The sequence below is a fragment of the Polaromonas sp. CG_9.11 genome (assembly GCF_015752225.1).
Lineage (GTDB): Bacteria > Pseudomonadota > Gammaproteobacteria > Burkholderiales > Burkholderiaceae_C > Polaromonas.
Genome location: NZ_JADOVE010000022.1, coordinates 12,692 through 39,104, shown reverse-complemented (window position 1 = coordinate 39,104; position 26,413 = coordinate 12,692). Strand labels below are relative to the sequence as shown.

Sequence of the window (26,413 nt, the reverse complement as noted above, 5' to 3'; positions counted from 1 at the left end):
AAATGCATCCCGAGAAAATAGAGTCAGGAAACATGTCTAACCCTGGATCTCAAGCTGAGCGTGAAGCCCCCCAAACGTAAGTTTTTCAGAACAGTTGGAGCAAGTCGTTCCTTGGGCTGCGCTGGTGGCTTTAATAGCACCTCACTCCCCGGAAAGTCGCCACGGCAAGTCGCTTTTTTCCATGGAGACGATGCTGCGCGTTCACTTGCACAGCCGCAGTGGCTCACGCTGTTAAAACGCGGCACGAATAAGGCGTTTTTAGACACACCGCTTTTACAGGGTGTTTGCCAAGTTTGCTATTTTTGGCCGGCTTCCCGACGAGCAAGCCATCCGGCGCTTTCGCCAGCAGCTGGAGAAATACAAGTTCACAAAGCAAATCCTGGGGACGGTCAACGAGATATTGACCCAGGGCAGCTTATTGCTCAAAGCGGGCACGGCCGCGCACGCCCTGCGATTACACCGCCCACGCCCACCAACAACAAAGACAAGACTTTCCCACAGGGCCAAAAGACGCATGCCATGCGAGGTAGCGTGGCGTGCAAAAGTGTCCGGCGTCGCCATGGATCCATGGCAAGCACCGTGCGCCAGGAGTCTGGGCTACAGAACATTTTTCGAGTGAAAAATTTTGCTGGCCCAAACAAAAACCGCCACATGGTGCTCAATTTCGTGTGTGACCGCGATGATGGCATGGTGTGGAAAAAGCCGAGTTATTGGTGTTTATCCAGTCGTAGGACCTGAGCGAAACCGTCATCACCGACCTTAGAAAGTCATGCCGACTTTCGCGCCAGGCTGCCGATGGCGCAGCGCCTCTACCAGTCCGAACGGCGCAGCCGGCGCGACATCGCCATCATGCAGCTGGTCGATGTCAGCGGCGCGACCGATGGCTGGATTGCCGCCGACCAGCGCATCATCGACGTCGAGCGCGAAGCGCCGCTGCTGGTGTGTATTGCCCTGGACGGGATGGTCGAGCCCTACAGCGTGCTGGCGTTTTCAGATGAGGGCCCGCAAGCAGTCGTGGTGCGCAGCATCAAGCGTTTTGACGAGCGCTAAAACAACGCAGCGGCACAGCGCATCGCCGTCCTGAAGCCAGAACACCACACCCGCGCCGGTGCTGCCTTGCGTCATGCCAGCACGCTGTTGATGAGGGAGGCCTCCGAGCACCGGCTGCTGCTGCTGCTGCTGTCGGACGGCAAGCCCAATGACATTGACGACTACGAAGGCCGCTACGGCGTGGAAGACCTGCGCCAGGCCGTGGTTGAAGCCAAGCTGCAGGGCATTTCACCGTTTTGCCTGACCATCGACCATCAGGCAGCCAACTATTTGCCCGCCGTGTTCGGCTCGAAACATTACGCGCTGCTGCCCCGGCCTGAACTGCTCCCAAGCGTGTTGCTCGACTGGTTACGGCGGCTGGTGGCGGCATGAAATGGCCAGCTTCGTGCCAACCCTGCAGAGCCTGTCGCCTGTCGCCTGTCGAATCAGCAGCTAAGTGGCAAAACCACTTGCCGGGCAAATTGCCTGGGTTGAGCTGCTCTCCGGATTCTGGCTGATCAGGGCCGTTCGACCCAGCAGTTCCTTCCTGACCAGGCGAAGCCCCAGACATTGCAGACAGTACTGCAGCATGCCAACCCGAAGCAACGACATGTCGGAATGATTTGGAACCGGCATCAAGCACGCCTAGCGCGCCTGGGTCTTTCTGCCGCAAAGCCCGCAGCATCTCTGCCTGGCAGGAGCGTGATGGGTCAACGCACTTTTTTCTCGCGATGGGTGCGCTGGATGGCCGCCACGTCGATGATCAGCGCCACGTTGCCGTCGCCCAAAATGGTGGCAGCGGAAATGCCCGGCACCTTGCGGTAGTTGGTTTCCAGGTTCTTGACCACCACCTGGTGCTGGCCGACCAGCTGGTCCACCAGCAGTGCAAAACGCGTTCCCTCGGCCTGCACGATGACGACAATCGCCTGCGTCGGGTTGTGCACGGCATCGGCCACGGCAAACAGCTTGTGCATCTCGACCAGTGCCAGATACTCGCCGCGCACGTGCAGCACCTGCTCGTCGGCAGTGATCGCATGCAGGTCTTCGGACTTGGGCTGCAGCGATTCAATGACGTAGTTCAGGGGCAGGATATAGATCTCGCTGCCGATCCTGACCGACATGCCGTTGAGGATCGCCAGCGTCAGCGGCAGCACGATGCGGATCGTCGTGCCCCTGCCCTGCACCGACGCAATCTCGACATGGCCGCCCATTTCCTGGATGTTGCGCTTGACCACATCCATGCCGACGCCCCGGCCCGACACATCGGTCACAGCTTCGGCGGTTGAAAAGCCCGGCGCCATGATCAGCAGCCAGACCTCCTCGTCGGGCGCGTTCTCGGCAATGGCGATGCCCTGCTGACGGGCCTTGGCCAGAATTTTGTTCCTCGCCAGGCCACCCCCGTCGTCCTTGACCTCAATCACGATGCTGCCGCCCTGGTGCTGGGCCGACAGCGTGAGCCGGCCGACCGGGTCCTTGCCGGCTGCGGCGCGCTGCGACGGCGGCTCGATGCCATGGTCAAGGCTGTTGCGGACCAGGTGGGTAATCGGGTCGATGATGCGCTCGATCAGGCTCTTGTCCAGTTCGGTTTCCTTGCCCACCGTCACCAGCTCCACCTGCTTGCCCAGCTTGGCCGACAGGTCGCGGATCAGCCGCGGGAAGCGGCTGAACACATAGTCCATCGGCATCATGCGGATCGACATCACCGACTCCTGCAGGTCGCGCGCATTGCGCTCCAGATGACCCAAGCCGCTGAGCAGCCGCTCGTGGAGCACGGGGTCAAGCGCAGAAGCGGTTTGCGTCAGCATCGACTGGGTGATCACGAGTTCGCCGACCAGGTTGATGATCTGGTCCACCTTTTCGACATCCACCCGAATGGAGTTGGACTCCTTGGCCTGGCTGGCGACGGCTGGCGCGGCAGGAGCCGCACTGGGAACGGCGTTTGACAGCAGCACGGGTACCGTTGCGGCTGCATCAGGAAGAAGGGCCATACTTTCCAGCGCAGCCGGGTGTTCCGGCTGTGACGCAGACTGCGGCGGCAATGCCGGCGCCTCTTCTGGCGTCCCAGTGCTGATTTCAATCTGCTCGGTTTCCACGATGAAGCAACTCACCGCCACCAGGTCATCAGCATCGCACGCCGTTTGCAGCCACAGCGTCAGGCTGTCGGCTTCGACAGTCTGCGCCAGCACGGTGCCGAGGTTGGCCATTTCCTCGGCCAGCAGCTTCTGGTCATGGTCCGAGACCTTGGTGAAGCGGACCTTCAGCGTGGGAACGGCTGGCGGGCCGCTGTTGGCCTGCACGGGGGCTGCCGGAACTGGCACTGGCACTGGCACCGGTACCGTTGCCTGCGCAAGTGCTATCGTTTTTATTGCGGGCGGGGCCGTGGCCACGGGCGAGGCGGCGGCATTGGCCTCAAGGGCCAGCTCGCGCAACACGGCGCAAATCTGCGCGACCATCTGTGGCTCGGGTTCCGTGCCCTCGCGGTAAGCGCTCAGTTCTTTTTGCAACACGTCTTTGGTCTCCAGAAAAACATCCATCATCTTGGTGCTCAGCGTCAGCTCGCCATGCCGCGCGCGGTCCAGCAGGTTCTCTAACAGGTGGGTGGTGTCGGTCAGCGCCACAAAGCCAAAGGTGGCAGCGCCGCCCTTGATCGAATGCGCTGCGCGAAACACGGCATTCAGGTTTTCGCTGTCGGGCGCCTGCAGGTCAAGCCCCAAAAGCAGCTGCTCCATTTCCGCCAGCAGTTCATCTGCTTCTTCAAAAAAGGTCTGGTAAAACTGTGTGATGTCCATCTTTTAGGCTTTTCGGGTTGGGTTCTGAGGGCTAGCCAGTCGATCCAGACAAGCATGTCGCATGATAGGTTTATCCGGTGACAAAGCATTGGCAGGGGCGTCAGCTCGGCTGGCCGGGGGCGACAGTTGACAGCTTCACGGCTGTCTGGCCGGCAGGGGCTGGCTGCGAAGCGACCGGCCTGGCAAGTCCACCAGAGGCATTGGCTGCATTGGCTTTCTCGATGGCGGACTGGGCACGCTGGTTGAGCACAACAATGCTGATGCGGCGGTTGATGGGTGCAAATGGGTCTTCCTGGTTCAGATGCATGCTCGATGCAACACCCATGACCCGCAGGATCTTGACCTCCTGAAGGCCACCAGCCACCAGTTCGCGGCGCGACGCATTGGCCCGGTCGGCCGACAGCTCCCAGTTGCTGTAGGACTTGTCACCCTGTGCGTATTGGGTGGCATCGGTATGCCCGGACAAGGTGATCTTGTTGGGCTGTGCATTGATGACCGGGCTGATCTCGCGCAGGATGGTGTGCATGTAGGAAACCACCACGGCGCTGGACCGGTCGAACATCGGCCGGTTGCTGCTGTCGACGATCTGGATGCGCAAGCCTTCTGGCGTGATATCGATCAGCAACTGAGGGCGAAACTGCTTGAGCAGCGGGCTCGATTCGATCATCTCGTCGAGCTGCTTTTTCAGGTTGTCCAGGCGGGCAAAATCCTCGGCATTGGCCATCGCGTCGAGTTCCTCCTCGCTTTTCGGCCTCTTGATCTCGTCCTTGGTCAATGGAGGGTCTCCACCGCCAGGAATCACGCTGGGACTGTTGTTGATCGCCGGCCCACCTTTGAGCGCTGTGCTCAGAGGCATCTGAAAATGTTCAGCAATGCCTCTTAACTGCTTGGGCGACGACGACGACAGCAGCCACATGACCAGAAAAAAAGCGAACATGGCCGTCATGAAGTCGGCAAAGGCAATCTTCCAGGCCCCGCCATGGTGGCCAGCCGCCATCACTTTGCGCTTGATGATGATGATTGGACGTTTATCGGCGCTCATGGCAACTCGTGGCGGCTCGCTTCAGCGGCTCTTGACATCGCGTACATGCCCTTCGAGTTCGCTGAAGGAAGGCCGCTCGGTAGAAACCAGGACCTTGCGGCCGAACTCGACTGCCAGCTGCGGCGCATAACCGTTCAGGCCGGCCATCAAGGTGACCCGGATGCATTCATAAATCTTGAGCGATTCGGCCACCTTGTGCTCGATCAAGGTGCCCAGCGGGGACACGAAACCATAGGCCAGCAAGATGCCCAAAAAGGTTCCGACCATCGCATGCGCAATCAGCTGGCCCATTTCGGCCGGCGGCAGGTCGGCTGACGCCAGCGCATGCACCACGCCCAGCACCGCCGCCACGATGCCCAGCGCCGGCAGTGCATCGCCGACACGTGTCAGGCTGTGAGCGGGAATCAGGCCTTCATGTTTGAAGGTCTCCATTTCCTGCTCCATCAGCTCCCCGATCTCATGCGGATCGGTGTTGCCGCTGACGATCAGGCGCAGGTAGTCTGTCATGAATTCCAGCACGTGGGCATCGGCCAGGATGACCGGGTACTGCGCAAATATCGGGCTGTTCTTCGGGTCCTCGACATCGGACTCCAGCGCCATCATGCCTTCCTTGCGGCCCTTGGACAGCAGCACGTACAGCAGGGCAAGTAACTCCATGAACAAAGCCTTGTCGTGCTTTTTCGAGCTCGTGACCAGTTTGGGCAGTTCCTTCAGCGTGGCGCGTATGGTCTTGCCATCGTTGCCCGCGATGAAGGCACCGACGGCAGCGCCGCCAATGATCAGCAGTTCCAGGGGCTGGTAAAGCACGCCAAAATGCCCGCCCATCAGGGCATAACCGCCAAACACCGACCCCAGCACCACCGCATAACCAATAATCACCAGCACGCCGCTCTCCCCATTCAGTGTTTACTTCACGATTCGTCACCCCCCCCTTGCGGCAGGTCAGGCTCGGGCACCGTTCATCACATCGGCCAGCCATTGCGACGGCGACGTTGCAGGCGTCGCTTGCCTGGACGTGGCAGCCTGCGCCAGCACCGCACGCGGTGCCTTGCTGGTTTTGCCAGCACGCGATGGCGGTCGGCACAGCACACAGACGTAATGGTTCTGCGGTTCGTGCGCATGGGCGACAAAGAGTCCGGTGCAGCGCGTGCAGGTGCTCAGCTGCAACATGTCGCTGTCGAAAAATCGCACCAGCGTCCAGGCCCGCGTGAAATCGAGGATCGGCTCGGCGCCCTGCTGTCCGACCTGCTCCAGGTACAGCCGATAGCTCTTGATGACCGCCGGTATCCGCGCGCAGTCGCCATGCGTGACCATGAAGCGGTAAATGTTGTAGAACATCGAAGAATGAATGTTCGCCAGCCAGGTCATGAACCAGTCGGTGGAAAACGGCAGCAGGCCCTTGGGTGGCGAGACCCCCCGGATTTCCTTGTACAGCTTGATCAGGCGGTCCCGGCTCAGCGTCGTCTCCGCTTCCAGAAACTGCAGGCGGGCGCCCAGCTTGATCAGGTCAATCGCCAGATGGATCTCGCGTGCTTCGCGGATGACGCTTTTAGCAACCATGTAGACTTTCCCCCTTAGATTGGTTAACCATTTTTGAGAAACCGGAAGACGCGATTTGTAACATCACTGCAAGGCGTCGATTCGCTGGCCGGACAACACAATGGCCGCGTGCGCCTGCTGCAAGGGCAGGCTTTTGCCGTCCTGTGTCAGGGCCGACAAAATTGGCTGGTCGTCAAACCGCAGCCGGCATAAAAACAGACTCGAAGCCGCCAGTTTCACTATTTGCGAAAGCGACAGATTGCCCAGCAAATCTGCCACTTCCCGGCTCAGACCCAGCCGAAACATGGCGGTGGCAACGTCTTCCCGCACCAGGCGTTGCGCCAGCAGCAAATAGGTCAGGTTCAAATCACCAATTTCATTAGTATTAGCAGTTTCAGCCATGTGTATGTTCCTTTTCTCTGACTAAGCGACAAGTTCAATTCAATTCAATTCAATTCAATTCAATTCAATTCAATTCACAACCAAATAAATCGAAGAACAGTCCAGAATTTCCAAACTGTACGATTTTTAATCGCAAGAAAATCCGTAACTTTGCTTTTGTCAGATTCTAGAGACTTTTACATGTCTGTCACATTTTAATTTATATTGTTTCAAATCCGCATCGTTTTCATCAATTCATGAAAAATCATGAAAAATCCATGAATCGGGATTAGATGGAAGTGCCAGGTTCGAGCCGGTACAGCCAGGCCAGCACTTCGGCGACGACCAGGTACAGCTGCGGCGGAATTTCGTCGTCCAGGCTGACCTGCATCAACAACTTGACCAGTTCCGGCGATTCATGCACGTACAGGCCGCTGTCGCGCGCGCGCTGGACGATGGAATCGGCCACGGCGCCATAGCCTTTGGCCACCACCAGCGGCGCCCGGTTCTTGTTGGCATAGGAAAGCGCGATGGCGCTGGGCCGGTCGGCCATGCCGGGGCCAGCCGGATCGTCACCGGCAGGGCTAGGTGCCATCGTCGGCTCTCGGCGTGTTCGCGTCGGCAAGAGCCGCAAGCGAGCCGATGTGAAGGCTTGTCAGTTCAAGTCCCAGCGCACTCAGGCGTGCGGGCAGTTCAGCACGGGCGTCATGAAGCCGGCCCTGGGTGCCGTCTTCGCTGGCAGCCAGGCGAACCTGCAAGGCATTGCCGGTCAGGCTGATGCGCACTTCAATGTCTTTGAGCGTCGGAAGCGTCAAGGCCAGCCGCGTGCTCCAGCTTTGCGGCACGGCCTCGTCCCCCGTGGCGGCCTGGCGTTCGTCCTCATGGATTTCCCACTCCATGGGCACGGCGGGCCAGGCTTCGCCGCTCCACCGAAATACCGGTTGCGCCAACAGTTCGAGTTGCTGGCGCACCAGGGCCACCGCATCCTGATGAATGCCCGCCAGCGCAGGCGCGTTGCTGCGTGCCGCATGCGTCGCATTTTCTTCGTAACTTTTCGCCGCAGCCTTGGGTGTACCGTCCTCTTGCATGGACGCGTAGGCATTCTTGTGTGCCTGGCCCGCGTCAAGGCCTGGGGCATGCCGGCCTGAATCCGGGTCAGTAGCCGGCAGGAATGCTGCGACACCGGGCTTGCTGCTGCCGCGCTGTTCCGCCTCGTCTGCCTGCAGCACGACAGGCTGGGCGGCGTGGCTGTTTGCCAGGCCCATGGCCCGTTCGCCATCCCGTCCAGAAGCCTTTGGCAAGCCCGGCTGGACCGGCGCCCCCTTGAGGCTTTCCTCAAGGCGGGCTTGCGGTTCCTGCGCCAGTTCGGCCAGCGAGCGCGTGCCGGCAGCGAACTGCGCCAGGTGCGACTCGTAGAACAGGCCGGAATGGCTGACGGTACGGGCCAGCGTTTCGGCAATCACCGCAGATGGCGGCAGTTGCGCCGACGCCAGCAGCGGGCGGCTGCCGATGACCCGGGTCAATGCGCCCGTCTGGTCATCCAGGATGGCGCTGACCGCACGTGCCGCCGCGCTCAAGGTCACCGCCTGGTCGGGCCGTGCGGCCAAGTCGCCATGGCCACGCAAGCCGCTTTTCAGCGGACCCATGCCCAATTCCTGCTCCGCGGCCGCGCGCGAGGGCAGGCGGACGTCGTTGATCACTTCCTCGACCTGGGTGACCGGTCCCGGACCGGCCACCTGCACTTCGGGCTTGAGCGGCACCAGGTCCACCCGCTGGGCCAGCCGGGTGGCCAGCAGCGTGTCAACCAGAGGCGTCAGGCCACTCATCGGGTTTCCATTTCAATACAAGATCGGGCGCGAAACCGCAGACAGGACCTTGCCGGACACGGCAACGGCCACATCCAGGCCAGGACACGCCGGGTGAAAATGAAATCACATGCGTATGTCGGAATGCTGGCCGTAGACTTTATGAAGGCTTTCCTGCTGCTCAAGATTCCGCATCATTTCACCCAAATGGCGCAGTTGCGGCATGACCAGGCTGGAGATTTCGTCCTGGTGCGTGGCAATGCGGCTGAGCAGCAGGTATTTGCGCCCGATCTGCTCTTCATGCAGCGACTCCAGCGGCTCGATTTGCCTCAGCCGGTCCACCATGCCGCTGTACATCGCTTCATGCGCTGGCAACTCGCCCCACTGGCAGGTGCGCGCCAGCGACAGCATCTGTTCGGCCAATGTGGCAATTTGCTCGTAGCAATGCATCACTTCACTTTGAGAACTCATGGATCAGGCTCCTGCAGAAAAACGTGGGGCGGCATGGTCATTCGACGCTTCAGGCATCGATTGCAATTTTTGCGGATCGATCTCGCGCCAGGCCGAGCCGATGTTTTCCAGCAGCCGTTCCGCCTCGTCCAGCAGCGCCGGGTCGTTGCGCAGGTTGGCCTGCATCAGGCGCTGGTTGATGTAGTCGTACAGCGCTGACAGGTTGGCCACCAGTTCGGCCCCCGCCGGGCCGCCGGCTTCTGCATCCAGGCTGGCCTTCAGCCCGTTGTCGATGATGTTGATGGCCTTGGAAATCGCTTGGCCCTTGGCGGCGATTTCCTTTTGCGCCATGTGGTGGCGGGCCATGGCGATGGCGGTCTTGGCGCCATCAAACAGCAGCGTGATCAACTGGTGCGGCGACGCGCTCATCACCCCCGACTGCAGGCCCACCTGGGCATAACTCCGTGCGCCGGCGCCGGGCGCTGCTGTGCGTGTGTACATGGAATTGGCCTTATTTTTTGTTGCTGTTGTTCAATGAATCGAATTGCTGCGTCAGGTAGGAACTGGTCTGGTTCATCCTGCTCATCATCGTGTCAAGCTGTGTGAACTGCGCCTTGTAGCGCGCAACCGTTGCCTCGACTCGTTCCGACGTCGCCGAGTATTGTTTTGCCAGCGAATCCAGCGTCTTGTTGATGCCTTTGGTAGCCGCTGTCAACACACCGCCCGTGGTATCGGTATAGCCGGCAACCAACGCAGACATCTTGGTTCCAAAGCCGCCAGCGCCGCCAGAAAACAGATGGGCCACGCCGCTCATTTTGCTGCCCAGCGCAGCCGTGAGCTTGCTCGAATCAATGGCCAGCGTGCCGTCTTTCTGAAATGAAATGCCAATTTGGGACAACATCGTCAGGCCGCTGTCATCGGGTGTTTGGGCCGTGGTCAGCGCTGAACGGATACCCATCTGGATGTTGCGCAGCGTGGAGTCTCCCAGCAAAACCGCCCCCGATTTGCTGGCGGGGTCGAACGCCGTCAACCTGTTGGCGACGCTTTGTAAACTGTTGTAGGCCGAAACGAAATTGGTGACCGCGCTTTGCACGCTGGCGCTGTCTTGCTGCACCGACACGGTGGTGGTGCCGATTTTGGACACCGACAGGGTGACATCCTGAATGGCACCCGTCACGCTGTTGGTGGCGCTGGTGATCGCAATGCCGTTCACGGTCAGTTTGGTATTTTGGGCGGCCACGGTTTGCTGCAGCGTCTTTGACGCCGCCGGGTCATTCGTCAGCAAGCCAGACAAAGCAGCATCGCCCGGACCACGCGCACCATCAGGCTGGGCAGGGTCAACCGGATCGCCGGAAACCGTGATGCGCATGCTGGAGGCTTCGCCGGTTTTTGTCGAGGTCAACACCAGGCGAAATGGGCTGCCGCTGCCGTCGTTGACGATCGAAGCCGTCACCCCAAGGGTGGTTTTTGCATTGATCGCCTTGGCAATGTCGGCCAGCGAACTGTGCGCAGGGTCGATGTCGAGCGATTGGGTGCGCGTGGCATCTCCGGCAAAAGCCGTGCCCGACGTTGTGCCAAATTCAAACTGTACCCGGGTCGCTGTCGAGTCATCGCCAATATTGGCACTGGAAGTGGCTTGGCCGGTGGTTGCCAGCGACTGCGCTTGCGACAACTGCGTCACATTCAAGTTGTAGGTGCCGCTCGATGCCGTGGAAAGGGCCGTCGCCGTCAGCACATCGCTCGCCGTCGAGCTGGCCTTGACGCCCTGAAACAATTCGGGTTTTGCCAAGGCTGCAGCGGCAGATTGCAAGCCGCTCAAGGCGCCGCTGAGCTGGCCATAGGCCGTCAGCTTGGTGGTGTAACTGGTTTGCTGCTTTTGAAGCGCGGCCAGCGGCGCTTGCTCACCCGCCTTGATGCCTGCCAGCAAGGCATTCAAATCAAGGCCGGAGCCAATGCCAAGAGAAGAAACTGCTGCCATATTGATTCCTGGTTTTTCTATCCATTGGCCGGGAAAAAGTTTGTCTGCCCGGCGTTGTCACACCGACTGGGCAAACAACAGCCCCTTCAGGTTGTCCATCGCCTTGGACATCTTCACCACTTCTTCGGTCGGAATCTGGCGAATCAGCTTGCCGGTGTCCTCGTCAACCACGTTGATGATGAGCTCTTTGTAGTCGGGATCAATTTTGAATTGCACGCTGATCGACAAGGTGGCCATCACCTTGTTGATATCGTCCAGCGATTGCTGCACATGCAGGGCGCTGGGTTTGACAACGTCGCCGTCCTTTGCATCGGCAGCACGCTTGACGGCTGGCGCGCCGGACAGGTCAGCATTCGCAATTCCTGCTGTTGGCTTGAATGCCGCGCCAGACGCGTCTTTGCCAGCCACGGCGAGCTGTGCTGTTTTTTGGCTGTGCTGCAAGCCGCTGCTTGCGCCAACCGGACCTGTTGAAATCGACATTTTGCTTCTCCCGTCAAATGCGCTATCCGCTCACGCCTAGTAAATTCACAAGGCGGGACCGGGAAGCGCAATCAGGTGGATAGACCTGATTGCCTGACCAATTTGCAAGCAGCAGCCCTTGGGCCGCCGCTTTACTGTCGTCAAGGGCCAGCCCTTGACAAATCCGCTTGCTTATTGCAGCAGAGACATCACGCCCTGGGTCGACTGGTTGGCTTTGGCCAGCACCGAGGTACCGGCTTGCTGCAGGATCTGCGCACGTGTCATGTTCGACACTTCGGTTGCGTAGTCTGCATCTTCAATACGCGAACGTGAAGAAGACAGGTTGGTGACGGTGGTGCCGAGGTTGGAAATAATCGAGTCAAAGCGGTTTTGCACCGCACCCAGTGAACCGCGCAGATCGTCCACTTTTTTCAGTGCTGCGTCGATGGCTGCTAATGGCTTGGCGGTACCACCTATGCTCATACTGGCAGCAGTAATCTTCGATGTATCGATCGTAAAGGTAGCGGTGGTTGTTGCCGTGACAGCAGACTGTGGGTCAAGCGCCACATAACGGTACATGGCAGTACCACTGGTTGCACCTGTGAAACCTTGGTTTACCAACGAAGACGCTTCGCCAGCGGAAGCCGGCGTAATTTTGACTTCAGCATACAAACTGCCATTTTTGTCTGTAACAGCATTTCCGGTTAAGGTGGCACCGCCAGCAGCCATACCCAGAGCGGTAGACAACGTATCGGTAGATTTTTCTGCAACGACAGTCGTAGTGACAGCTGTTGTCGCACCATAGAAACTTTGCAGTTGAGCTGCTGTAGGTGCTTGGCCTGCAGCAGTTGCCTGAACGCCATCAAAACTACCGGTAGTGAGATTGGTAGCAGTAGGACCACTCACGCTAAAGTTTTGCATTCCCAGCGTTTTGGAGCTGATTTCCGTGAGATTAATTGCAATGGTCTCACCGTCATTTGCGCCCACTTGAACATTCAAAGGCTTGGCCGATGCAGACAAAACCTTGACGCCGTTGAAGTCGGTCTGGGTCGACGTGCGGTCGACTTCAGCCATACGCTGGGTAATTTCAGCCTGGATCGAAGCCTTGTCAGCGTTGGAGTTGCTGCCGTTGGTAGCTTGCACCGTCAATTCGCGCACGCGCTGCAGGTTGGTGTTGATTTCGTTCAACGCGCCTTCAGTGGTTTGCGCCAGTGAAATGCCGTCATTGGCATTGCGCTGGGCTTGCGTCAAGCCCTTGATGTTGGCGGTGAAGCGGTTGGCAATGGCCTGACCCGCAGCGTCGTCTTTGGCGCTGTTGATGCGCATGCCGGAAGACAGGCGCTGAATCGAGGTATTCAGCGAAGCTTGCGACTTGTTCAGGTTGTTCTGTGTGAGCAACGAGAGCGAATTGGTATTGATGACTTGGCCCATGGTGTGGCTCCTGTGTACTAAAGTTGATGGACACCGGCTGACTCGCCGTCACGTTGGACTTGCCTGCTAGAAGCAGTCAACAAGCCACCGTTATTTAAGTTATCGGCCAGTGCCCGGAAAACCTTTAGGGCTGGGGACAAATAATTTTCATGTTTTTCCGAAACAGCCCTCTTTCAGTGGGCCAGCGGCAAAGCAATTCCTGCTTTTTTGATCAAAAAGGCTTGTAGCGCTGGTCTGTTCAGCCTGAACAGCTATGAATATAAGAGCATCTTCAGTTTGACCTTGCGCATTGCAGGATCATGGCGCTTGGTGGCCTTCCACGCACGGCCTTGGTGGTTTTTTCAGCCCGACGGCTGAAAATTTATATTAAATACGGCTACAGCGCATGCAGAATAAGCGCAAGCAGCTATGAATAACAGAGCAACCCGCCTCAAGCCGACATGTTCATGACTTCCTGGTAAGCAGCAACCACCTTGTTGCGCACCTGCAAACCGGTCTGGAACGCGATGTTGGCTTTTTGCATGTCGACCATCACGTCGTTCAGCGCCACGCCGGGCTTGCCCATTTCAAACGCCTCGGCCTGGCCGTAGGCGCTTTGCTGCGCACCGCTGATGCGCGCCAGCGATTTTTGCAGCTCGCCGGCAAAACCGCCGGCCGCCGCTTCGCCGCCGGATGCCGGCGCGGCGCCCATCGACGGGGCCAGGGCGCGCATTTGCTGCAGGACGGATTCAATGGACGAAATGGACATGGTGTGTGGGGCGGGCGGCAAACGCGCCCATGGCTGAGGATGGCCTGAAGCGTACCAGCGCCCCCTGCGGCCGCATCGTGCCAAAAGATGGCAAAAGCCCCGGCTATTCAGCCGATCAAGCGCGGGCCGGCACTCTGACAATTGTTCAACAAGGCCGGGGTGCCCTGGCCGCAATGCACGGGCCAGCCCCTTTACCTCTCCTCACCACACGTTGTATGCCACCCCTCGCCCTGCCGCACTGCCTGTCCTGCCTGCCCGTTCTGCGCGCTGTTGACCTGCGCCGCGCGGCGCTGGACCGGTAACGCATGAGCACCCTTGCCGCCGGAACTGGCGCGCAGGCAGCGCCTGGCGCCCTGCCTTTTTTGCAGCAGCTGCGCGCCAACCCGCGCCTGCCGCTGATCATTGGCGCGTCATTTGCCGTGGCAGTCATGGCCGCATTGTGGATGTGGAGCCGCCAGCCCGACTACGGCGTGCTGTACAGCAACCTGTCGGACCGCGATGGCGGCGCCATCATCGCCTCGCTGCAGAAAATGAACGTTCCGTACAAGTTCGCCGAAGGCGGCGGCGCCCTGCTGGTGGAAAAGGGCAAGGTGGCCGAAGCGCGCCTGCGCCTGGCTGCCGAAGGCCTGCCCAAGGGCGGCACGGTCGGCTTCGAGCTGATGGACAACCAGAAATTCGGCACCAGCCAGTTTGCCGAGCAGATCAACTACCAGCGGGCGCTCGAAGGTGAGCTGGCGCGCTCGATCAACTCGATCTCGGCGGTCGAGTCGGCCCGGGTCCACCTGGCGCTGCCCAAGCCGTCGCTGTTCGTGCGCGACCAGAAAAAACCCAGCGCGTCGGTGGTGCTGTCGCTGCACCGGGGGCGCAGCATCGACGAGGGCCAGGTCAGCGCCATCGTCCATTTGATTTCCAGCAGCGTGCCCGAGCTGTCGGACAAGAGCATCACGGTGGTGGACCAGGCGGGCAATCTGCTGTCGGCGGCCAATTCGGGCACGCGCGGCCTGGACGTGAGCCAATTGAAATACGCCCAGGAAATCGAGCAGGGCTATATCCGGCGCATCGAGGCCATCTTGCAGCCGCTCATGGGCACGGCCAACGTGCATGCGCAGGTGGCGGCGGAGATCGATTTTTCGGTGGTCGAGAACACCGATGAGAAATACCGCCCCAACCAGACGCCGGGCAGCGCGGCGATTCGCAGCCAGCAGTCGAGCGATTCCAGCCAGACCGGGGCCAACCCGCCCGGCGGCGTTCCGGGCGCGCTGAGCAACCAGCCGCCGGTCAATCCGGTGGCGCCCATCGCTCCTCCGGCAGCGGCTGGCCAGACAGCCACGACGGCGGCAATGGCACCAGCCCCACCCCCGCCGGGAACTGCCCGCAAGGACGGCACGATCAACTACGAGCTGGACCGCTCGATCCGCCACGTGCAGCAAGGCGCTGGCGGCATCAAGCGGCTGTCGGTGGCGGTGGTGGTCAACTACCGGGGCAGCACCGATGCGCAGGGCAAGCGCGTGGCCAAGGCCTTGACGGCCAGCGAACTGGAGCAGGTCAACAACCTGGTCAAGGAAGCCATGGGCTTCAGTGCCGACCGGGGCGACTCGCTGAACGTGGTCAACAGCGCGTTTGCCTCCGACACCGTCGAAGCGGTTGAACTGCCGCTGTGGAAGCAGCCCGAGAACATCGAGCTGGCCAAGGCCGGCGGACAGTACCTGCTGGTGGCGCTGCTGGCGCTGTTTGCATGGTTTGCCGTGCTTCGGCCCTTGCTGCGCAAGCACCTGCACCCGCTGGCCCCGCTGCAGGCAGAACAAGACGAAGAAACGTTGCCAACCCCCGGCACCGTGGAACAGCCGCCGTCGCAGGCGCAGACTACGGCAAGCCGCCAGGCCGAAGCCCGGGAACGGCGCGAGCAGCGCAATGCCGACAACATTCAGTACGCGCACGAGACCTCGGCAAAGAACCCGCAGGTCGTGGCCATGCTGATCAAGCAATGGATGGCGGAAAAAGATGACTAAACACCTGAGAAAAAGCGCCATCTTGCTGATGTCGCTGGGCGAGGAAGGCGCCGGCAGCGTGCTGCAACACATGTCGCCGTCTGAAATCCATCTTCTGGGCGAGGCCATGGGCAAGCTGACGCAGGTCAAGCGCGAGGAAGCCAATGCCATCCTGGAAGAGTTCCGGGTCGAAACCGAGCAGTACTCGGCGATTCACATCAACTCCGGCAACTACCTGAAAACGGTGCTGAACAAGGCGCTGGGCAACAACCGCGCGGCGACCCTGCTCGACAGCATCTTCGAGCCGAGCGAGACAGCCACGGGCATCGACCGGCTGAACCACCTGGAAGCCAGCGAGGTGGTCGAGCTGATCCATGACGAGCATCCGCAGATCATTGCCACGCTGCTGGTTCACATGGACCGCGACAAGGCCGCCGCGGTGCTGGAAAAACTGCCCGAGCGGGTGCGCGACGATGCGGTCATGCGCATCGCCACCTTTGGCGGCGTGCAGCCGGCAGCGCTCAAGGAACTGACCGATGTGCTGAACACCATGCTGTCAGGGGAAGGCACCAAGCGCAGCCGCCTGGGCGGCGTGCGGGCGGCGGCGGAAATCGTCAACCTGATCAACAGCACGCAGGAAGAAAGCGTGATCAAGCACCTTCGCGCGCAGGACGAGCTGCTGGCGCAGAAGATCATCGACGAGATGTTCCTGTTCGAAAAGCTGCTGCTGATCGAGGACCGCGGCATCCAGTTGCTGCTCAAGGAAATCGAGTCGGAGTCGCTGATCATCGCGCTCAAGGGCTCGCCGCAGGAAATGCGCGACAAGTTCTTGAAAAACATGTCCACCCGGGCGGCGGACATGCTGCGCGAAGACATCGAAATGCGCGGCCCGGTGCGGGTTTCGCAGGTCGAGGCAGAACAAAAGAGCATCCTGCAGGTCGTGCGCCGCCTGGCCGATTCGGGCGAGCTGGTGCTGGGCGGCCAGGGCAACGACGCGTATGTCTAGCCAACCCGGTCTTCACCGGTTCAATGCCGGCAAATTCCTGCCACAAGCATCGGCTGCACTGCAGCCGCCCGCCACCAAGGCAGCGCAAACCGCCTGGGAACGCTGGGAAATGGCCTCGTTTGCGAAAAGTTCCGATGCCTCCGCCGGCGACCTGACGACACCGCCGCCGGAGCCGGCGCCGCTCGTGCCAGTCACGCAGATCGACGAGGCCGAACTGGCCGAGTTGCGGCTTCAGGCCCACAAGGCTGGCGAAGCCGAAGGCCGCGAGCAAGGCCATGCACGCGGACTGGCCGAAGGCCATGCCGCCGGACTGGCAGCCGTCCAGGCACAGGCCGCGCAATTGCTGGCCCTGGCGCAGGCCTTGCCCGCCGCCCTGCAGCTGGCCCAGAACAGCGTCGCCGATGACCTGCTGGCGCTGGCGCTCGACATTGCCCGGCAGGTGCTGGGCCAGGCGCTGGCCGCCGAGCCGCAGGCCATCCTGGCCGTGGTGCATGAGCTGCTGCAGGCCGAACCCAGCCTGTCCGGCGCACCGCAACTGCTGCTGCACCCCGACGATGCGGTGATGGTGAAGGAATTGCTGGCCGACGACCTGAAAGCCGCCGGCTGGCGCGTTCGGACCGATGCGCAGATCGCACGCGGCGGCTGCCGGGTCATGGCCCACAGCGGCGAGCGCGACGCAACCGTTCAAGCGCGCTGGGAGCGGGTCAGCGCCGCGCTGGTGCGCCACCCTGCCCCTGAAAACCTGGCGGCGCCCGAAAGCGCCGAACCGGCATGACGGAACAACCCGTGAGCGCCGACGCCAATCCGCACCTGTCTGCCTGGCAGTCGGCGCTGGGCGAGGCGCGGGTGGCGGTTGGCCTGACGGTGCCGGTTCGCACCTACGGACGGCTGACGCGCGCGGTGGGCCTGGTGCTTGAAGCGGTGGGCTTGCGCCTGCCGGTGGGCAGCGACTGCCTGATCGAGCTGCCGCCCGGCTACCCAGACAAAACCGCCGAAGCCGAGGTGGTCGGCTTTGCCGGCGACCGCATTTTGCTGATGCCGCTCAGCGTGGTCGACGGCCTGCTGCCGGGTGCCCGCGTGTATGCGCCGGAGTCGCCGGCCGGCGGCGCTGGCCCGCGCACCAAGCGACTGCCGGTGGGCGACGGCATGCTGGGCCGCGTGGTCGATGCGTCCGGCCGGCCACTCGATGGCCTGGGGCCGCTCGATGTGGACCAGGAAGTGCCGCTGTCGCGGGCGCCGGTCAATCCGCTGACCCGCGCGCCGATCAAGGACGTGCTGGACGTCGGCGTGCGCGCCATCAACGCCATGCTGACCGTGGGGCGCGGCCAGCGCATGGGACTGTTTGCCGGCTCGGGCGTGGGCAAGAGCGTGCTGCTCGGCATGATGGCCCGCTACACCAGCGCCGACGTGATCGTCGTCGGCCTGATTGGCGAGCGTGGCCGAGAGGTGAAGGATTTCATCGACAACACATTGGGCAAGGAAGGCATGGCCCGGGCCGTGCTGGTGGCGGCGCCGGCCGACACCTCGCCGCTGCTGCGACTGCAGGGCGCGGCCTATGCTACGTGCCTGGCCGAGTATTTCCGGGACCGGGGCAAAAGCGTGCTGCTGATCATGGATTCGCTCACCCGCTATGCCATGGCCCAGCGCGAGATTGCGCTGGCGGTCGGCGAGCCGCCGGCCACCAAAGGCTACCCGCCGTCGGTGTTTGCCAAGCTGCCGGCGCTGGTCGAGCGCGCCGGCAACGGCGAGATCAATGCCGAAGGCCAGGGCGGCTCGATCACCGCCTTCTACACCGTGCTGACCGAAGGCGACGACCAGCAGGACCCGATTGCCGACTCGGCCCGGGCCATTTTGGACGGCCATGTGGTGCTGTCGCGCAGCCTGGCCGAATCGGGCCACTACCCGGCGATCGACATCGAGGCGTCGATCAGCCGGGCCATGACGGCGCTGATCGAGCCGTCGCAGTTTGAATCGGTGCGCAGCGTCAAGCAGATGCTGTCGCGCTACCAGCGCAACCGCGATTTGATCAGCGTGGGCGCCTATGCGCCCGGCCATGACGCGCAACTGGACAAGGCGATTGCGCTGTACCCAAAGATCGAAGCCTTTTTGCAGCAGACGATGGACGAGCGCGCCGACTACGCCGCGTCCGTCAGCCAGCTGCATGGAATTTTCAATGCCCGCTAGCCCCTTTCAACCCCTGCCCAAGGCACACCATGTCTGAAAAACTGCCGCTTGCCACGCTCATCGAACTGGCCCAGACCAAGACCGACGACGCCACGCGCCGGCTGGGCCAGTTGCAAAACGCCCAGACCAGTGCCAGTGCCAAGCTGGAGATGCTGGTGCAGTACCGGCAGGAATACCTGGCGCAGTTTAACGGGCAGATGCAAGGCGGCCTGCCTGCGTCGCAGGTGCGCAACTTCCAGAACTTCATCGGCACGCTTGACAGCGCCATCGAGCAGCAGCGGGCGCTGACCCTGCAGGCTGACACCCGCCTGGGGCAGGGTCGCACCGACTGGCAAAGCAGCAAGCGCCGCTTGATTTCCTTCGGCACGCTGGCGGACCGGGTTCGCCAGTTCGAGCTCGGGGTGGCCAATAAAAAGGAACAGCGCGAAAGCGACGAGCGCTCTGCCCGACAGTTTTTCCTGCGTTCCACGGCATTGACCGACTGATTCCGTTTTTAAATCAATCCGAGATCAGGCGCGAAGCCGCCGACAGTGCTGAAGCACGGCAAGTCGAAGCAACGACATACCGGATTGATTTGGAAATTGAATAAACCCCTTGGTTTACGGAGCCCGACATGCCTTTCATCCTTTCATCCCCAGCGGCCGCGCCGCCGCCAACAGTCAGTCCCGGCACCCGGGCGTCCGCACGCTCCGGCGACCAGGACGCCAGCCAGCCCGGAAGCTTTGGCGAAGCCATGGCCCGCTCACGCGAAGCCGGTCAGGAAAAGCCTGCTGAACCGGTTGTCAGGCCTGCTCCGGCCAAGACCGCACGCCGTCTGGCCGATGCTGAAAAAGCGCCTGCGCAAGACAGCGTCAACCCGATGGCAGTGCTGCTGACGGTTCCGCTGGAAAGCAGGCACGCTACTGCCGCTACGGCCGTGCCAGGCGGTGCCGCAGCTGCTGGCCCGATCGAAAACCCTGAAATTCCTGCCGATGCCGGCCTGAACAACCTGCTGGCGGCAGCGCCAGCGGCGGCGGGCGGGCTTGCAGATGCATCCGGTATCGTGGGGGACACGAACGCCCAGGCGGCGATATCCCTGGGCCTAGGCGCCATCCTCCCCAAATCCGCTGACCTGGCGCCGGCCCAGGTCCGGGCGACAGCAGCCCGCATCGGCATGCCCATGGCCGCAGACCCCCGCGCGGCGATGGCGCAGGCCAATGCAGCCAGCGCAGGCCTGTCGGACCCATCGTCCGGACCAGGCGACGATGGCGCCAACAGCACGGCCGCAGCCCTTGATGGACGGGCCGAACCCTTGCTGGAAGCAGCGGACACCATGTCTTTTGCTGGCACGGCCTCCCTGGCGCCGCCTGGAGTCGGTGCGCTGCAGCAGCCGGGCAGCCTGGCGGCGTCAAATACGCCAGCGCCCGTGGCATCGGCACTGCTGACGCCCGAGGTGGGCAGCAGCGAATGGGGCAAGGCGCTGGGCCAGCAGGTCATCCACCTGAGCGCGGCCGACCGCCAGGTGGCAGAACTCCAGCTCAATCCTCCCGGGCTTGGACCGTTGAAGGTCACGCTGAGCATGAGCGACCACCAGATGCAGGCGGCCTTCGTCTCGGCGCATGGGTCTGTTCGGGCTGCCGTGGAAGCGGCGTTGCCGCAACTGCGGGCGCTGCTGGCCGAAAGCGGCATCAGCCTGGGCCAGACCTCGGTCGGCGCCGAAAGCCAGTCGCAGACAGCGTTTGCCAACAGCCAGGGCGATTCCGGCGGCACTTCGCCACGCACCAGCCCCCGTGGCCGGGAAGCGGACAAGGCCGCGCTGCTTTTTTCCGGCCAGCCGGCTGCGTTGCAGCGCCGCCCCGGTCAGGGGCTGCGCATTGACACCTACGCCTGAGCCGGCCTGAAGGGAAGAATTGCCGGCACCGTGCAAAGGCCTGAGTTGAAGCGCTTTACCCCTTTTTATCAAGCCATGCAATCAAGCCCTTCTGGCCAACAATGGCCTTTACACCCAAGGCACACCCCTCATGGCTACCAGCAAAGAAGAAACCGCACCTCCCGGCAAAAGCAAACGGAAAATCCTTGTCTTCGGTCTGCTGGCGTTGGCACTGGCAGGCGCGGGAGGCGGCGGCTACTGGTTCATGAAGGGCAACGCCGCGCCGGCCCCTGCGCAAGTCAAGGTCGAAGCGCCGATCTTCTTTGCGCTGGAGCCCTTCACGGTCAATCTGCAGCCCGGCGGCAGAAACCGTTTTCTGCATGTCGCCGTGACACTGAAAATGGCCGATGCGAAATCGCAGGTGCAAATGACCCAGTACCTGCCTGAAGTGCGCAGCCGGGTGCTGAGCACACTGTCCAACCGCGAAGCCGAGTCGTTGGCGACGCCCGAGGACAAAGCCCGGCTGAGCGGCGAAATCATCCTGTCGCTGGGCAAGCCTTTTGGCCCGAACACGCCGCAGCAGAAAATATCCAGCGTGATGTTCACCACCTTCATGCTGCAGTAAAGCCGCCCGAATGAAATTTTTCCATGGCTTATGAACAGCAGCTGTCACAGGAGGAGGTCGATGCCTTGCTCCAGGGTGTCACGGGCGATACCGATACACCTGGTGCATCCGCTGCAGCCGAGGGCGTGGTTTCGGGCCCGCCGGCTTACCGTTTCGGCACCGACGAGCGCATTGTGCGCAGCCGGATGCACACGCTGGAAGTCATCAACGAGCGTTTTGCCAGGCACCTGCGCAGCGCACTGCTGACCTACATGCGCCGCAATGCCGATATTTCAGTCGGTGCGATACAGATCCAGAAGTACGGCGACTTCATCCGCAACCTGCCGGTTCCCGCCAACATCAACCTGATCCAGATGAAGCCGCTGCGCGGCACGGCGCTGTTCGTGTTTGACCCGAAGCTGGTGTTCCTGGTGGTGGACAACCTGTTCGGCAGCGATGGCCGCTACCACGTCCGCGTCGAGGGCCGGGACTTCACGCCGACCGAGCAGCGCATCATCAAGCGCCTGCTCAACCTGAGCCTGGAAAGCTACGGCAGCGCCTGGCAACCGGTCTATCCGCTCGACTTCGACTATGTGCGCTCCGAAATGCATGCCCGGCTGGCCAATATCGTCACGCCCAACGAGCTGGTCGTCAACACCACCTTTCACATCGAGTTCGGCCCGGTGGGCGGCTCGCTCAATGTCTGCATTCCGTATTCGATGATCGAGCCCATCAGAAGCATGCTGTCGAATCCGCTGCAGGACGAGATCGAGGTTGACAAGCGCTGGGTGAAGCAGCTGGCGCAGCAGGTGCAAAGCGCCGATGTCGAGCTCGAGGCCCAGTTCCTGACCGTGCAGTCGAGCATTGGCCAGTTGCTCAAGCTCAAAGTGGGCGATGTACTGCCGGTCGATATTCCGGAGTCGGTGCTGGCGCGAATCAATGGCGTGCCCGTCATGGAATGCAGCTATGGAATGTCCAATGGCCGCTATGCCCTCAGGGTCCAGAAAATGATCAAACACCAATACCTAGATTCAAGCAAGGGAAGCGAACATGAGTGACCTCGAAAACCCCGACCCGGTGGACGATGCGATGGATGACTGGGGAAGCGCCATGGCCGAACAGGCATCGGCGACTGCGCCCCAGGCGACAGTCGCAGCGCCAGCCGTGCCGGCCGCCGGGCGGGTGTTCCAGCCACTACAGGGCCATGCCGGACCGGACGCCGGCCAGGGCGACATCGACCGGGTGCTCGATGTGCCGGTGCAGCTGACGGCCGAACTGGGCCGGGCGCGCATCACCATCAAAAGCCTGCTCCAGCTCTCCCAGGGGTCGGTGGTCGAGCTTGACGGCCTGGCTGGCGAACCGATGGACATCTTGATCAATGGCTACCTGATTGCCCAAGGCGAAGTGGTGGTGGTGAACGAGAAGTTTGGCATCCGCCTGACGGACATCATCACGCCGTCAGAGCGCATCCAGAAGCTGAGCCGATGAAAGCGCGGGTGCTTGTGCAGGCGGCGGCTGCGCTGCCGGCATTGTCCTGGCATGCGGCCCATGCGGTGCTGCCCACCGTCGCCAGCCCCGCTGCCGAGCCGGTCCGCTCGTTCGCGGCGGCCGGCCTGCTGCAGGCCGGCCTGGGCCTGGCCGTGGTCATCGGGCTGATCTTTGGGTTTGCCTGGATGGCCAGGCGCTTTGGCCTGCAGCCTTCGGGCAACGGCAAGCTGATCAAGGTGGTGTCCAGCGCCATGGTCGGCCAGCGTGAACGTGTGGTGGTGGTGGAGATTGGCGACGCATGGCTGGTGCTCGGCGTTGCCGGCGGCCAGGTTCGCGCGCTGCACACCATGCCGGCCGGCCAGCTGCCTGACGCGCCGGCGCCGTCCTTGGCTGCGTTCACCGGTACGGGCGCGTTCTCGCAAAAACTGATCGATTCAATGGCCAAACTGACCAAGTCCAGGGCAGGCTGAGGATGCTGGCCTGCCTGCGACTGCCGGTGGTGCGCCCGGCCCTGCTGCGCTTCATGCTTGCCGTGGCGGCCTGCTTGATGCTGCCGGGTCTGGCATCCGCCCAGGGCCTGCCCGGCATCACCAGCACGACCGGGCCGGGCGGCGTGCAGACCTGGTCGCTCAGCGTGCAAATGCTGGTGCTGATCACGTCGCTGTCGTTTTTGCCGGCGCTGCTGCTGTCGATGACCAGCTTCACCCGGATCCTGATTGTCCTGGGCCTGTTGCGCACCGCCATAGGAACGCAGTCGTCGCCACCCAACCAGGTCCTGGTCGGCCTGTCGCTGTTCCTGACATTTTTTGTGATGTCGCCGGTGTTCGACAAGGTGTACACCGACGCCTACAAGCCGTTCTCGGAAAATAGCCTGAGTGCCGAAAAGGCGCTGGAGCGCGGCGTCGAGCCGTTCAAGCAGTTCATGCTCAAGCAGACCCGGGAAGCCGACCTGGCACTGTTCGCCAAACTGGCCAAGATTGACAACATGCAGGGGCCTGAACAGGTTCCGCTGCGCATCCTGCTGCCGGCCTATGTGATCAGCGAGTTAAAGACCGCGTTCCAGATCGGCTTCACGATTTTCATTCCCTTCCTGATTATTGACCTGGTGGTGGCCAGCGTCTTGATGTCGATGGGCATGATGATGGTTCCGCCGGCCACCATTTCGCTGCCCTTCAAGCTGATGCTGTTCGTGCTGGTGGACGGCTGGCAGCTGCTGATCGGCGCGCTGGCGCAGAGCTTCTACCTGTGAGCTGTTTGTCTTTTTCCATGTTCACGTTTACAGCACAGGAATAAAGTGAAATGACCTCCGAGTTCGTCATGAGCATGGGCTATGAGGCCATGAAGCTGGCCCTGCTGCTGTCCGCGCCGCTGCTGCTGGTGGCGCTGGTGACGGGCCTGCTCATCAGCCTGTTTCAGGCCGCCACGCAGATCAATGAAGCGACGCTGTCCTTCATTCCCAAGCTGCTGGCGGTGTTTGCCACCGCCGTCATCGCCGGCCCCTGGATGCTTGGGCTGGTGCTGGACTACATGCGCACCTTGTTTTCGTCGATTCCGCAACTGGTGGGCTGATTGCCGCCGGTCTTTTCCGTCACTTCGGACCAGCTGAATGTCTGGCTGGTGGCATTTTTCTGGCCTTTCGTCCGAATGCTGTCGCTGATCGGCACGGCACCCCTGTTCAGCGAAAAGGCGGTGTCTCGAACGGTCAAGGTCACCCTGGCCGGCCTGATGGCGATGGCCATCGCGCCCACGCTGGGCCCGCTTCCGCAGGTGCCGCTGGTGTCGGCGGCCGGCCTGTGGATCGTGGTGCAGCAAATCCTGATCGGCGCGGCCATGGGCTTTTCCATGAAGCTGGTGTTTGCCATGGTGCAGGCCGCCGGCGAATACACCGGCCTGCAGATGGGCCTGTCGTTCGCGTCCTTCTTTGACCCGACCAGCGGCGGCAACACGATGGTGCTGGCGCGGTTCCTGAACGTCATGGCCATGCTGGTGTTCCTGGCGGTCGATGGCCACCTGGTGCTGATTGCCACGCTGGCCGAAAGCTTTCAGATCCTGCCGATTGCCGACGCGCCGCTGGCGGCCGCCGGCTGGTTCCTGCTGGCGTCGGCAGGCGGCCAGGTATTTCTGGGCGGCCTCATTCTGGCGCTGCCGCTGATTGCCACGCTGCTGACGCTGAACCTGGCCATGGGCATCCTGAACCGTGTGTCGCCCCAGTTCAGCATTTTTGCCGTGGGCTTTCCCATCACGCTGCTCGCAGGCATTGCCATGCTGCAGTTGCTGATGCAGTACTTCGCGCCCTTCCTGGAACCCCGGATTGCCGCCGGTTTCACGTCAATGCTGGAAGTTTTGCAAGGTTTAAGGCCTTAGCGCAAGTCTGGCCTGCATTAGCAGCTATTCTTTTAATAGCACGAGCAGACCGGTACTTTTTAAAGATAGTTGAACAGGGAAAGCTGCTGGATCTTGACGAAGGTTTGCTGGCTGGCCTGCAAGCCGGTCTGACGCTGGTAGAACTCGGCAATGGCGCTGCTGTAATCCAGGTCCTGCAGGTCCGACAGATAGCTCTTGTCAAACAGGGTGCGGTTGTCCGCGACGACCGCCAGCACGTCGAGCTCCTGCAGGCGTGAGCCGACCGAGGCGCGCACCGTCAGCACGTTGTCGTGGGCGTTGGTCAGCTTGCGGTTCGCGGTGCTCAGGGCATTGAGCACCAGCGCCTGGTTTTCCGGGCCATCCACCGGTGTCCTGAGCGCATTGATCACATCACCAATGGCGGCAAACACGTCCGAACCAGCATTCCTCGCGGTGGCAACATTCACCTGGTCGCCTGCAGCGGGCGTGCCGCTGATGCTGATCTGCAGCCCGCCAAACGTGATGGCGCTGCCCGGTGTGAAAGGCGTGGCAGCCACCAGCGGGGTGGCCGAAGGCGGCACCGTGACCTGATAGCTTCCGGCGTCCGGAAAGCTGATGACGAAATCCTTGCCGTAATCCACGTCGTTCGGGTTGACCACCGACGTCGAGCTGAAAACGCCGCTGCCGGTGTTGGTGCTCGGCGCCGACGCCACGTAACCCGCGCCTGATTGCACCGACATAAAAATACTGCGCCCGTCGTCCGTTCCCGCCATCTGCCGCGACACATCGACCTGCACCTGGCGCTGGCCCTGGTCGCCGTTGTATTCGATGCTGCCGCCTGCCTGGCGTACAAAGGGGGCGCTGCTGCTCCTGAAGCCGGCAAACAAGAACTGGCCGTTGCCGTCGTCGGTGTTGGCCAGTCCCTGCAACTGGTCCAGGTTGCTTTGCAGCGTGGTGGCAATGGTGGCGCGGTCGGCATCGGTCATCGTGCCGTTGCCAGCTTCAATCAGGCTGCTCTTGATGTTCTGCAGCAAGCTGGTGACACTTTGCAGGGCATTTTCTTCCAGCGACAAGGTCTGCACGGCATGGTCGCGGCTGGCCGAGTACTGCGCCGTGAGCGAGATCGACTGGGAAATGGCCAGCGCGCGGGTGGCGCCCAGCGGATCGTCCGAAGGCGCAAGGATCTTGGTTCCGGCGCCAAGCTGCTGCTGCACGCGCAGCAGGCTGCTCTGCTGCGAACCCATGCTGGTGCGGCTTTGCTCGTAAAAGGTCTGTGTGCTGATGCGCATGTGGGCTCCTG

At 61.7% G+C, this 26,413-nt stretch carries 30 protein-coding genes; 16 read left to right on the top strand and 14 right to left on the bottom strand.

Features of this window, described 5'->3' with window-relative positions; genetic code table 11:
- The first annotated feature begins 60 nt into the window (after positions 1-60).
- Genes IWX85_RS20560 through IWX85_RS20550 form a run of 3 tightly spaced genes read left to right on the top strand, consistent with a single transcriptional unit; the run spans position 61 to position 1,422 of the window.
- Complete coding sequence (locus tag IWX85_RS20560) at positions 61-738, top strand: hypothetical protein (protein WP_231379890.1); 678 nt, start codon at positions 61-63, stop codon at positions 736-738.
- Between the two features lie 57 nt (positions 739-795).
- Positions 796-1,050 carry a hypothetical protein gene (locus tag IWX85_RS20555; RefSeq protein ID WP_231379888.1) on the top strand — a complete coding sequence of 85 codons (255 nt, stop codon included), beginning with the start codon at positions 796-798 and terminating at the stop codon, positions 1,048-1,050.
- A gap of 21 nt (positions 1,051-1,071) precedes the next feature.
- A complete protein-coding gene (locus tag IWX85_RS20550) occupies positions 1,072-1,422 on the top strand; it encodes a VWA domain-containing protein (RefSeq protein ID WP_370584316.1) in 351 nt (116 codons plus the stop codon).
- A 317-nt stretch (positions 1,423-1,739) separates the two neighbouring features.
- On the opposite strand, the gene cheA is transcribed toward IWX85_RS20550, so the two are convergent.
- The 13 genes from cheA to fliE all read right to left on the bottom strand — a co-directional run bounded on the left by cheA (position 1,740) and on the right by fliE (position 13,651).
- Entirely contained in the window at positions 1,740-3,818 is a 2,079-nt protein-coding gene (gene cheA, locus IWX85_RS16905; protein WP_196870498.1) for a chemotaxis protein CheA, read from the bottom strand.
- Between the two features lie 100 nt (positions 3,819-3,918).
- The gene (gene motB, locus IWX85_RS16900) at positions 3,919-4,860 is read right to left on the bottom strand and encodes a flagellar motor protein MotB (protein WP_196870497.1); all 942 of its coding nucleotides are present in this window, start codon (positions 4,858-4,860) and stop codon (positions 3,919-3,921) included.
- Positions 4,861-4,881: 21 nt separating this feature from the next.
- Positions 4,882-5,745 carry a flagellar motor stator protein MotA gene (gene motA / locus IWX85_RS16895; RefSeq protein ID WP_196870496.1) on the bottom strand — a complete coding sequence of 288 codons (864 nt, stop codon included), beginning with the start codon at positions 5,743-5,745 and terminating at the stop codon, positions 4,882-4,884.
- A gap of 57 nt (positions 5,746-5,802) precedes the next feature.
- The gene (gene flhC / locus IWX85_RS16890; protein WP_196870495.1) at positions 5,803-6,420 is read right to left on the bottom strand and encodes a flagellar transcriptional regulator FlhC; all 618 of its coding nucleotides are present in this window, start codon (positions 6,418-6,420) and stop codon (positions 5,803-5,805) included.
- Positions 6,421-6,483: 63 nt separating this feature from the next.
- On the bottom strand, positions 6,484-6,801 hold the full coding sequence (gene flhD / locus IWX85_RS16885; RefSeq protein WP_036805039.1) for a flagellar transcriptional regulator FlhD: 318 nt from the start codon (positions 6,799-6,801) through the stop codon (positions 6,484-6,486).
- Positions 6,802-7,069: 268 nt separating this feature from the next.
- Complete coding sequence (locus IWX85_RS16880; RefSeq protein WP_231379885.1) at positions 7,070-7,375, bottom strand: EscU/YscU/HrcU family type III secretion system export apparatus switch protein; 306 nt, start codon at positions 7,373-7,375, stop codon at positions 7,070-7,072.
- Positions 7,365-8,606, bottom strand: coding sequence for a flagellar hook-length control protein FliK (locus IWX85_RS16875; RefSeq protein WP_196870494.1), 1,242 nt, complete (start codon positions 8,604-8,606; stop codon positions 7,365-7,367). Before IWX85_RS16875 ends, IWX85_RS16880 begins: the two co-directional genes overlap by 11 nt.
- A gap of 105 nt (positions 8,607-8,711) precedes the next feature.
- The gene (locus IWX85_RS16870; RefSeq protein ID WP_196870493.1) at positions 8,712-9,056 is read right to left on the bottom strand and encodes a flagellar protein FliT; all 345 of its coding nucleotides are present in this window, start codon (positions 9,054-9,056) and stop codon (positions 8,712-8,714) included.
- A 3-nt stretch (positions 9,057-9,059) separates the two neighbouring features.
- On the bottom strand, positions 9,060-9,536 hold the full coding sequence (fliS, locus tag IWX85_RS16865; RefSeq protein WP_196870492.1) for a flagellar export chaperone FliS: 477 nt from the start codon (positions 9,534-9,536) through the stop codon (positions 9,060-9,062).
- 10 nt (positions 9,537-9,546) lie between these two features.
- Positions 9,547-11,013: a flagellar filament capping protein FliD gene (fliD, locus tag IWX85_RS16860; RefSeq protein WP_196870491.1), complete on the bottom strand. Its 1,467-nt coding sequence runs from the start codon at positions 11,011-11,013 to the stop codon at positions 9,547-9,549.
- A 57-nt stretch (positions 11,014-11,070) separates the two neighbouring features.
- On the bottom strand, positions 11,071-11,493 hold the full coding sequence (locus IWX85_RS16855) for a flagellar protein FlaG (protein ID WP_196870490.1): 423 nt from the start codon (positions 11,491-11,493) through the stop codon (positions 11,071-11,073).
- 171 nt (positions 11,494-11,664) lie between these two features.
- Positions 11,665-12,903, bottom strand: coding sequence for a FliC/FljB family flagellin (locus IWX85_RS16850; RefSeq protein WP_196870489.1), 1,239 nt, complete (start codon positions 12,901-12,903; stop codon positions 11,665-11,667).
- 430 nt (positions 12,904-13,333) lie between these two features.
- Complete coding sequence (gene fliE / locus IWX85_RS16845; RefSeq protein ID WP_196870488.1) at positions 13,334-13,651, bottom strand: flagellar hook-basal body complex protein FliE; 318 nt, start codon at positions 13,649-13,651, stop codon at positions 13,334-13,336.
- 305 nt (positions 13,652-13,956) lie between these two features.
- Between fliE and fliF the strand changes: the two genes are divergently transcribed.
- The 13 genes from fliF to fliR all read left to right on the top strand — a co-directional run bounded on the left by fliF (position 13,957) and on the right by fliR (position 25,134).
- Positions 13,957-15,660: a flagellar basal-body MS-ring/collar protein FliF gene (gene fliF, locus IWX85_RS16840; RefSeq protein ID WP_196870487.1), complete on the top strand. Its 1,704-nt coding sequence runs from the start codon at positions 13,957-13,959 to the stop codon at positions 15,658-15,660.
- Positions 15,653-16,645: a flagellar motor switch protein FliG gene (fliG, locus tag IWX85_RS16835; RefSeq protein WP_196870486.1), complete on the top strand. Its 993-nt coding sequence runs from the start codon at positions 15,653-15,655 to the stop codon at positions 16,643-16,645. The genes fliF and fliG overlap by 8 nt, the downstream gene beginning before the upstream one ends.
- Positions 16,638-17,420, top strand: coding sequence for a flagellar assembly protein FliH (gene fliH, locus IWX85_RS16830; protein ID WP_081932368.1), 783 nt, complete (start codon positions 16,638-16,640; stop codon positions 17,418-17,420). The genes fliG and fliH overlap by 8 nt, the downstream gene beginning before the upstream one ends.
- A complete protein-coding gene (gene fliI / locus IWX85_RS16825) occupies positions 17,417-18,829 on the top strand; it encodes a flagellar protein export ATPase FliI (RefSeq protein ID WP_196870485.1) in 1,413 nt (470 codons plus the stop codon). The genes fliH and fliI overlap by 4 nt, the downstream gene beginning before the upstream one ends.
- A gap of 29 nt (positions 18,830-18,858) precedes the next feature.
- A complete protein-coding gene (fliJ, locus tag IWX85_RS16820) occupies positions 18,859-19,314 on the top strand; it encodes a flagellar export protein FliJ (RefSeq protein ID WP_196870484.1) in 456 nt (151 codons plus the stop codon).
- Between the two features lie 128 nt (positions 19,315-19,442).
- Complete coding sequence (locus tag IWX85_RS16815; RefSeq protein ID WP_196870483.1) at positions 19,443-20,699, top strand: flagellar hook-length control protein FliK; 1,257 nt, start codon at positions 19,443-19,445, stop codon at positions 20,697-20,699.
- A 130-nt stretch (positions 20,700-20,829) separates the two neighbouring features.
- On the top strand, positions 20,830-21,303 hold the full coding sequence (gene fliL, locus IWX85_RS16810; protein WP_036805078.1) for a flagellar basal body-associated protein FliL: 474 nt from the start codon (positions 20,830-20,832) through the stop codon (positions 21,301-21,303).
- 23 nt (positions 21,304-21,326) lie between these two features.
- Positions 21,327-22,340 (top strand): flagellar motor switch protein FliM, encoded by a 1,014-nt coding sequence (gene fliM / locus IWX85_RS16805; RefSeq protein WP_036805081.1) that lies wholly within the window; start codon positions 21,327-21,329, stop codon positions 22,338-22,340.
- Positions 22,333-22,770, top strand: a complete 438-nt coding sequence (gene fliN / locus IWX85_RS16800) for a flagellar motor switch protein FliN (RefSeq protein ID WP_196870482.1) — start codon at positions 22,333-22,335, stop codon at positions 22,768-22,770. Before fliM ends, fliN begins: the two co-directional genes overlap by 8 nt.
- Positions 22,767-23,240, top strand: a complete 474-nt coding sequence (gene fliO, locus IWX85_RS16795) for a flagellar biosynthetic protein FliO (RefSeq protein WP_036805086.1) — start codon at positions 22,767-22,769, stop codon at positions 23,238-23,240. Before fliN ends, fliO begins: the two co-directional genes overlap by 4 nt.
- Positions 23,241-23,293: 53 nt before the next feature.
- Entirely contained in the window at positions 23,294-24,019 is a 726-nt protein-coding gene (fliP, locus tag IWX85_RS16790) for a flagellar type III secretion system pore protein FliP (RefSeq protein ID WP_196870500.1), read from the top strand.
- Positions 24,020-24,069: 50 nt separating this feature from the next.
- A complete protein-coding gene (fliQ, locus tag IWX85_RS16785) occupies positions 24,070-24,339 on the top strand; it encodes a flagellar biosynthesis protein FliQ (RefSeq protein ID WP_036805089.1) in 270 nt (89 codons plus the stop codon).
- Entirely contained in the window at positions 24,340-25,134 is a 795-nt protein-coding gene (gene fliR / locus IWX85_RS16780; RefSeq protein WP_036805093.1) for a flagellar biosynthetic protein FliR, read from the top strand. It begins immediately after the preceding gene.
- 59 nt (positions 25,135-25,193) lie between these two features.
- Here fliR and flgL read toward each other — a convergent pair whose 3' ends face one another.
- Positions 25,194-26,402, bottom strand: coding sequence for a flagellar hook-associated protein FlgL (flgL, locus tag IWX85_RS16775; RefSeq protein ID WP_196870481.1), 1,209 nt, complete (start codon positions 26,400-26,402; stop codon positions 25,194-25,196).
- Positions 26,403-26,413 lie beyond the last annotated feature (11 nt).

Coding starts and splice junctions, on each gene's coding strand:
- fliS (WP_196870492.1), bottom strand. CDS start 9,536: ATGTACACACGCACAGCAGCGCCCGGCGCCGGCGCACGGAGTTATGCC.
- fliO (WP_036805086.1), top strand. CDS start 22,767: ATGAAAGCGCGGGTGCTTGTGCAGGCGGCGGCTGCGCTGCCGGCATTG.
- flhD (WP_036805039.1), bottom strand. CDS start 6,801: ATGGCTGAAACTGCTAATACTAATGAAATTGGTGATTTGAACCTGACC.
- fliL (WP_036805078.1), top strand. CDS start 20,830: ATGGCTACCAGCAAAGAAGAAACCGCACCTCCCGGCAAAAGCAAACGG.
- motB (WP_196870497.1), bottom strand. CDS start 4,860: ATGAGCGCCGATAAACGTCCAATCATCATCATCAAGCGCAAAGTGATG.
- fliN (WP_196870482.1), top strand. CDS start 22,333: ATGAGTGACCTCGAAAACCCCGACCCGGTGGACGATGCGATGGATGAC.
- IWX85_RS16870 (WP_196870493.1), bottom strand. CDS start 9,056: ATGAGTTCTCAAAGTGAAGTGATGCATTGCTACGAGCAAATTGCCACA.
- IWX85_RS16855 (WP_196870490.1), bottom strand. CDS start 11,493: ATGTCGATTTCAACAGGTCCGGTTGGCGCAAGCAGCGGCTTGCAGCAC.
- IWX85_RS16815 (WP_196870483.1), top strand. CDS start 19,443: ATGCCTTTCATCCTTTCATCCCCAGCGGCCGCGCCGCCGCCAACAGTC.
- fliF (WP_196870487.1), top strand. CDS start 13,957: ATGAGCACCCTTGCCGCCGGAACTGGCGCGCAGGCAGCGCCTGGCGCC.
- IWX85_RS20555 (WP_231379888.1), top strand. CDS start 796: ATGGCGCAGCGCCTCTACCAGTCCGAACGGCGCAGCCGGCGCGACATC.
- fliE (WP_196870488.1), bottom strand. CDS start 13,651: ATGTCCATTTCGTCCATTGAATCCGTCCTGCAGCAAATGCGCGCCCTG.
- fliM (WP_036805081.1), top strand. CDS start 21,327: ATGGCTTATGAACAGCAGCTGTCACAGGAGGAGGTCGATGCCTTGCTC.
- fliQ (WP_036805089.1), top strand. CDS start 24,070: ATGACCTCCGAGTTCGTCATGAGCATGGGCTATGAGGCCATGAAGCTG.
- IWX85_RS16850 (WP_196870489.1), bottom strand. CDS start 12,903: ATGGGCCAAGTCATCAATACCAATTCGCTCTCGTTGCTCACACAGAAC.
- IWX85_RS16875 (WP_196870494.1), bottom strand. CDS start 8,606: ATGAGTGGCCTGACGCCTCTGGTTGACACGCTGCTGGCCACCCGGCTG.
- flgL (WP_196870481.1), bottom strand. CDS start 26,402: ATGCGCATCAGCACACAGACCTTTTACGAGCAAAGCCGCACCAGCATG.
- cheA (WP_196870498.1), bottom strand. CDS start 3,818: ATGGACATCACACAGTTTTACCAGACCTTTTTTGAAGAAGCAGATGAA.
- IWX85_RS16880 (WP_231379885.1), bottom strand. CDS start 7,375: ATGGCACCTAGCCCTGCCGGTGACGATCCGGCTGGCCCCGGCATGGCC.
- fliP (WP_196870500.1), top strand. CDS start 23,294: ATGCTTGCCGTGGCGGCCTGCTTGATGCTGCCGGGTCTGGCATCCGCC.
- fliG (WP_196870486.1), top strand. CDS start 15,653: ATGACTAAACACCTGAGAAAAAGCGCCATCTTGCTGATGTCGCTGGGC.
- fliJ (WP_196870484.1), top strand. CDS start 18,859: ATGTCTGAAAAACTGCCGCTTGCCACGCTCATCGAACTGGCCCAGACC.
- flhC (WP_196870495.1), bottom strand. CDS start 6,420: ATGGTTGCTAAAAGCGTCATCCGCGAAGCACGCGAGATCCATCTGGCG.
- fliH (WP_081932368.1), top strand. CDS start 16,638: ATGTCTAGCCAACCCGGTCTTCACCGGTTCAATGCCGGCAAATTCCTG.
- fliD (WP_196870491.1), bottom strand. CDS start 11,013: ATGGCAGCAGTTTCTTCTCTTGGCATTGGCTCCGGCCTTGATTTGAAT.
- fliI (WP_196870485.1), top strand. CDS start 17,417: ATGACGGAACAACCCGTGAGCGCCGACGCCAATCCGCACCTGTCTGCC.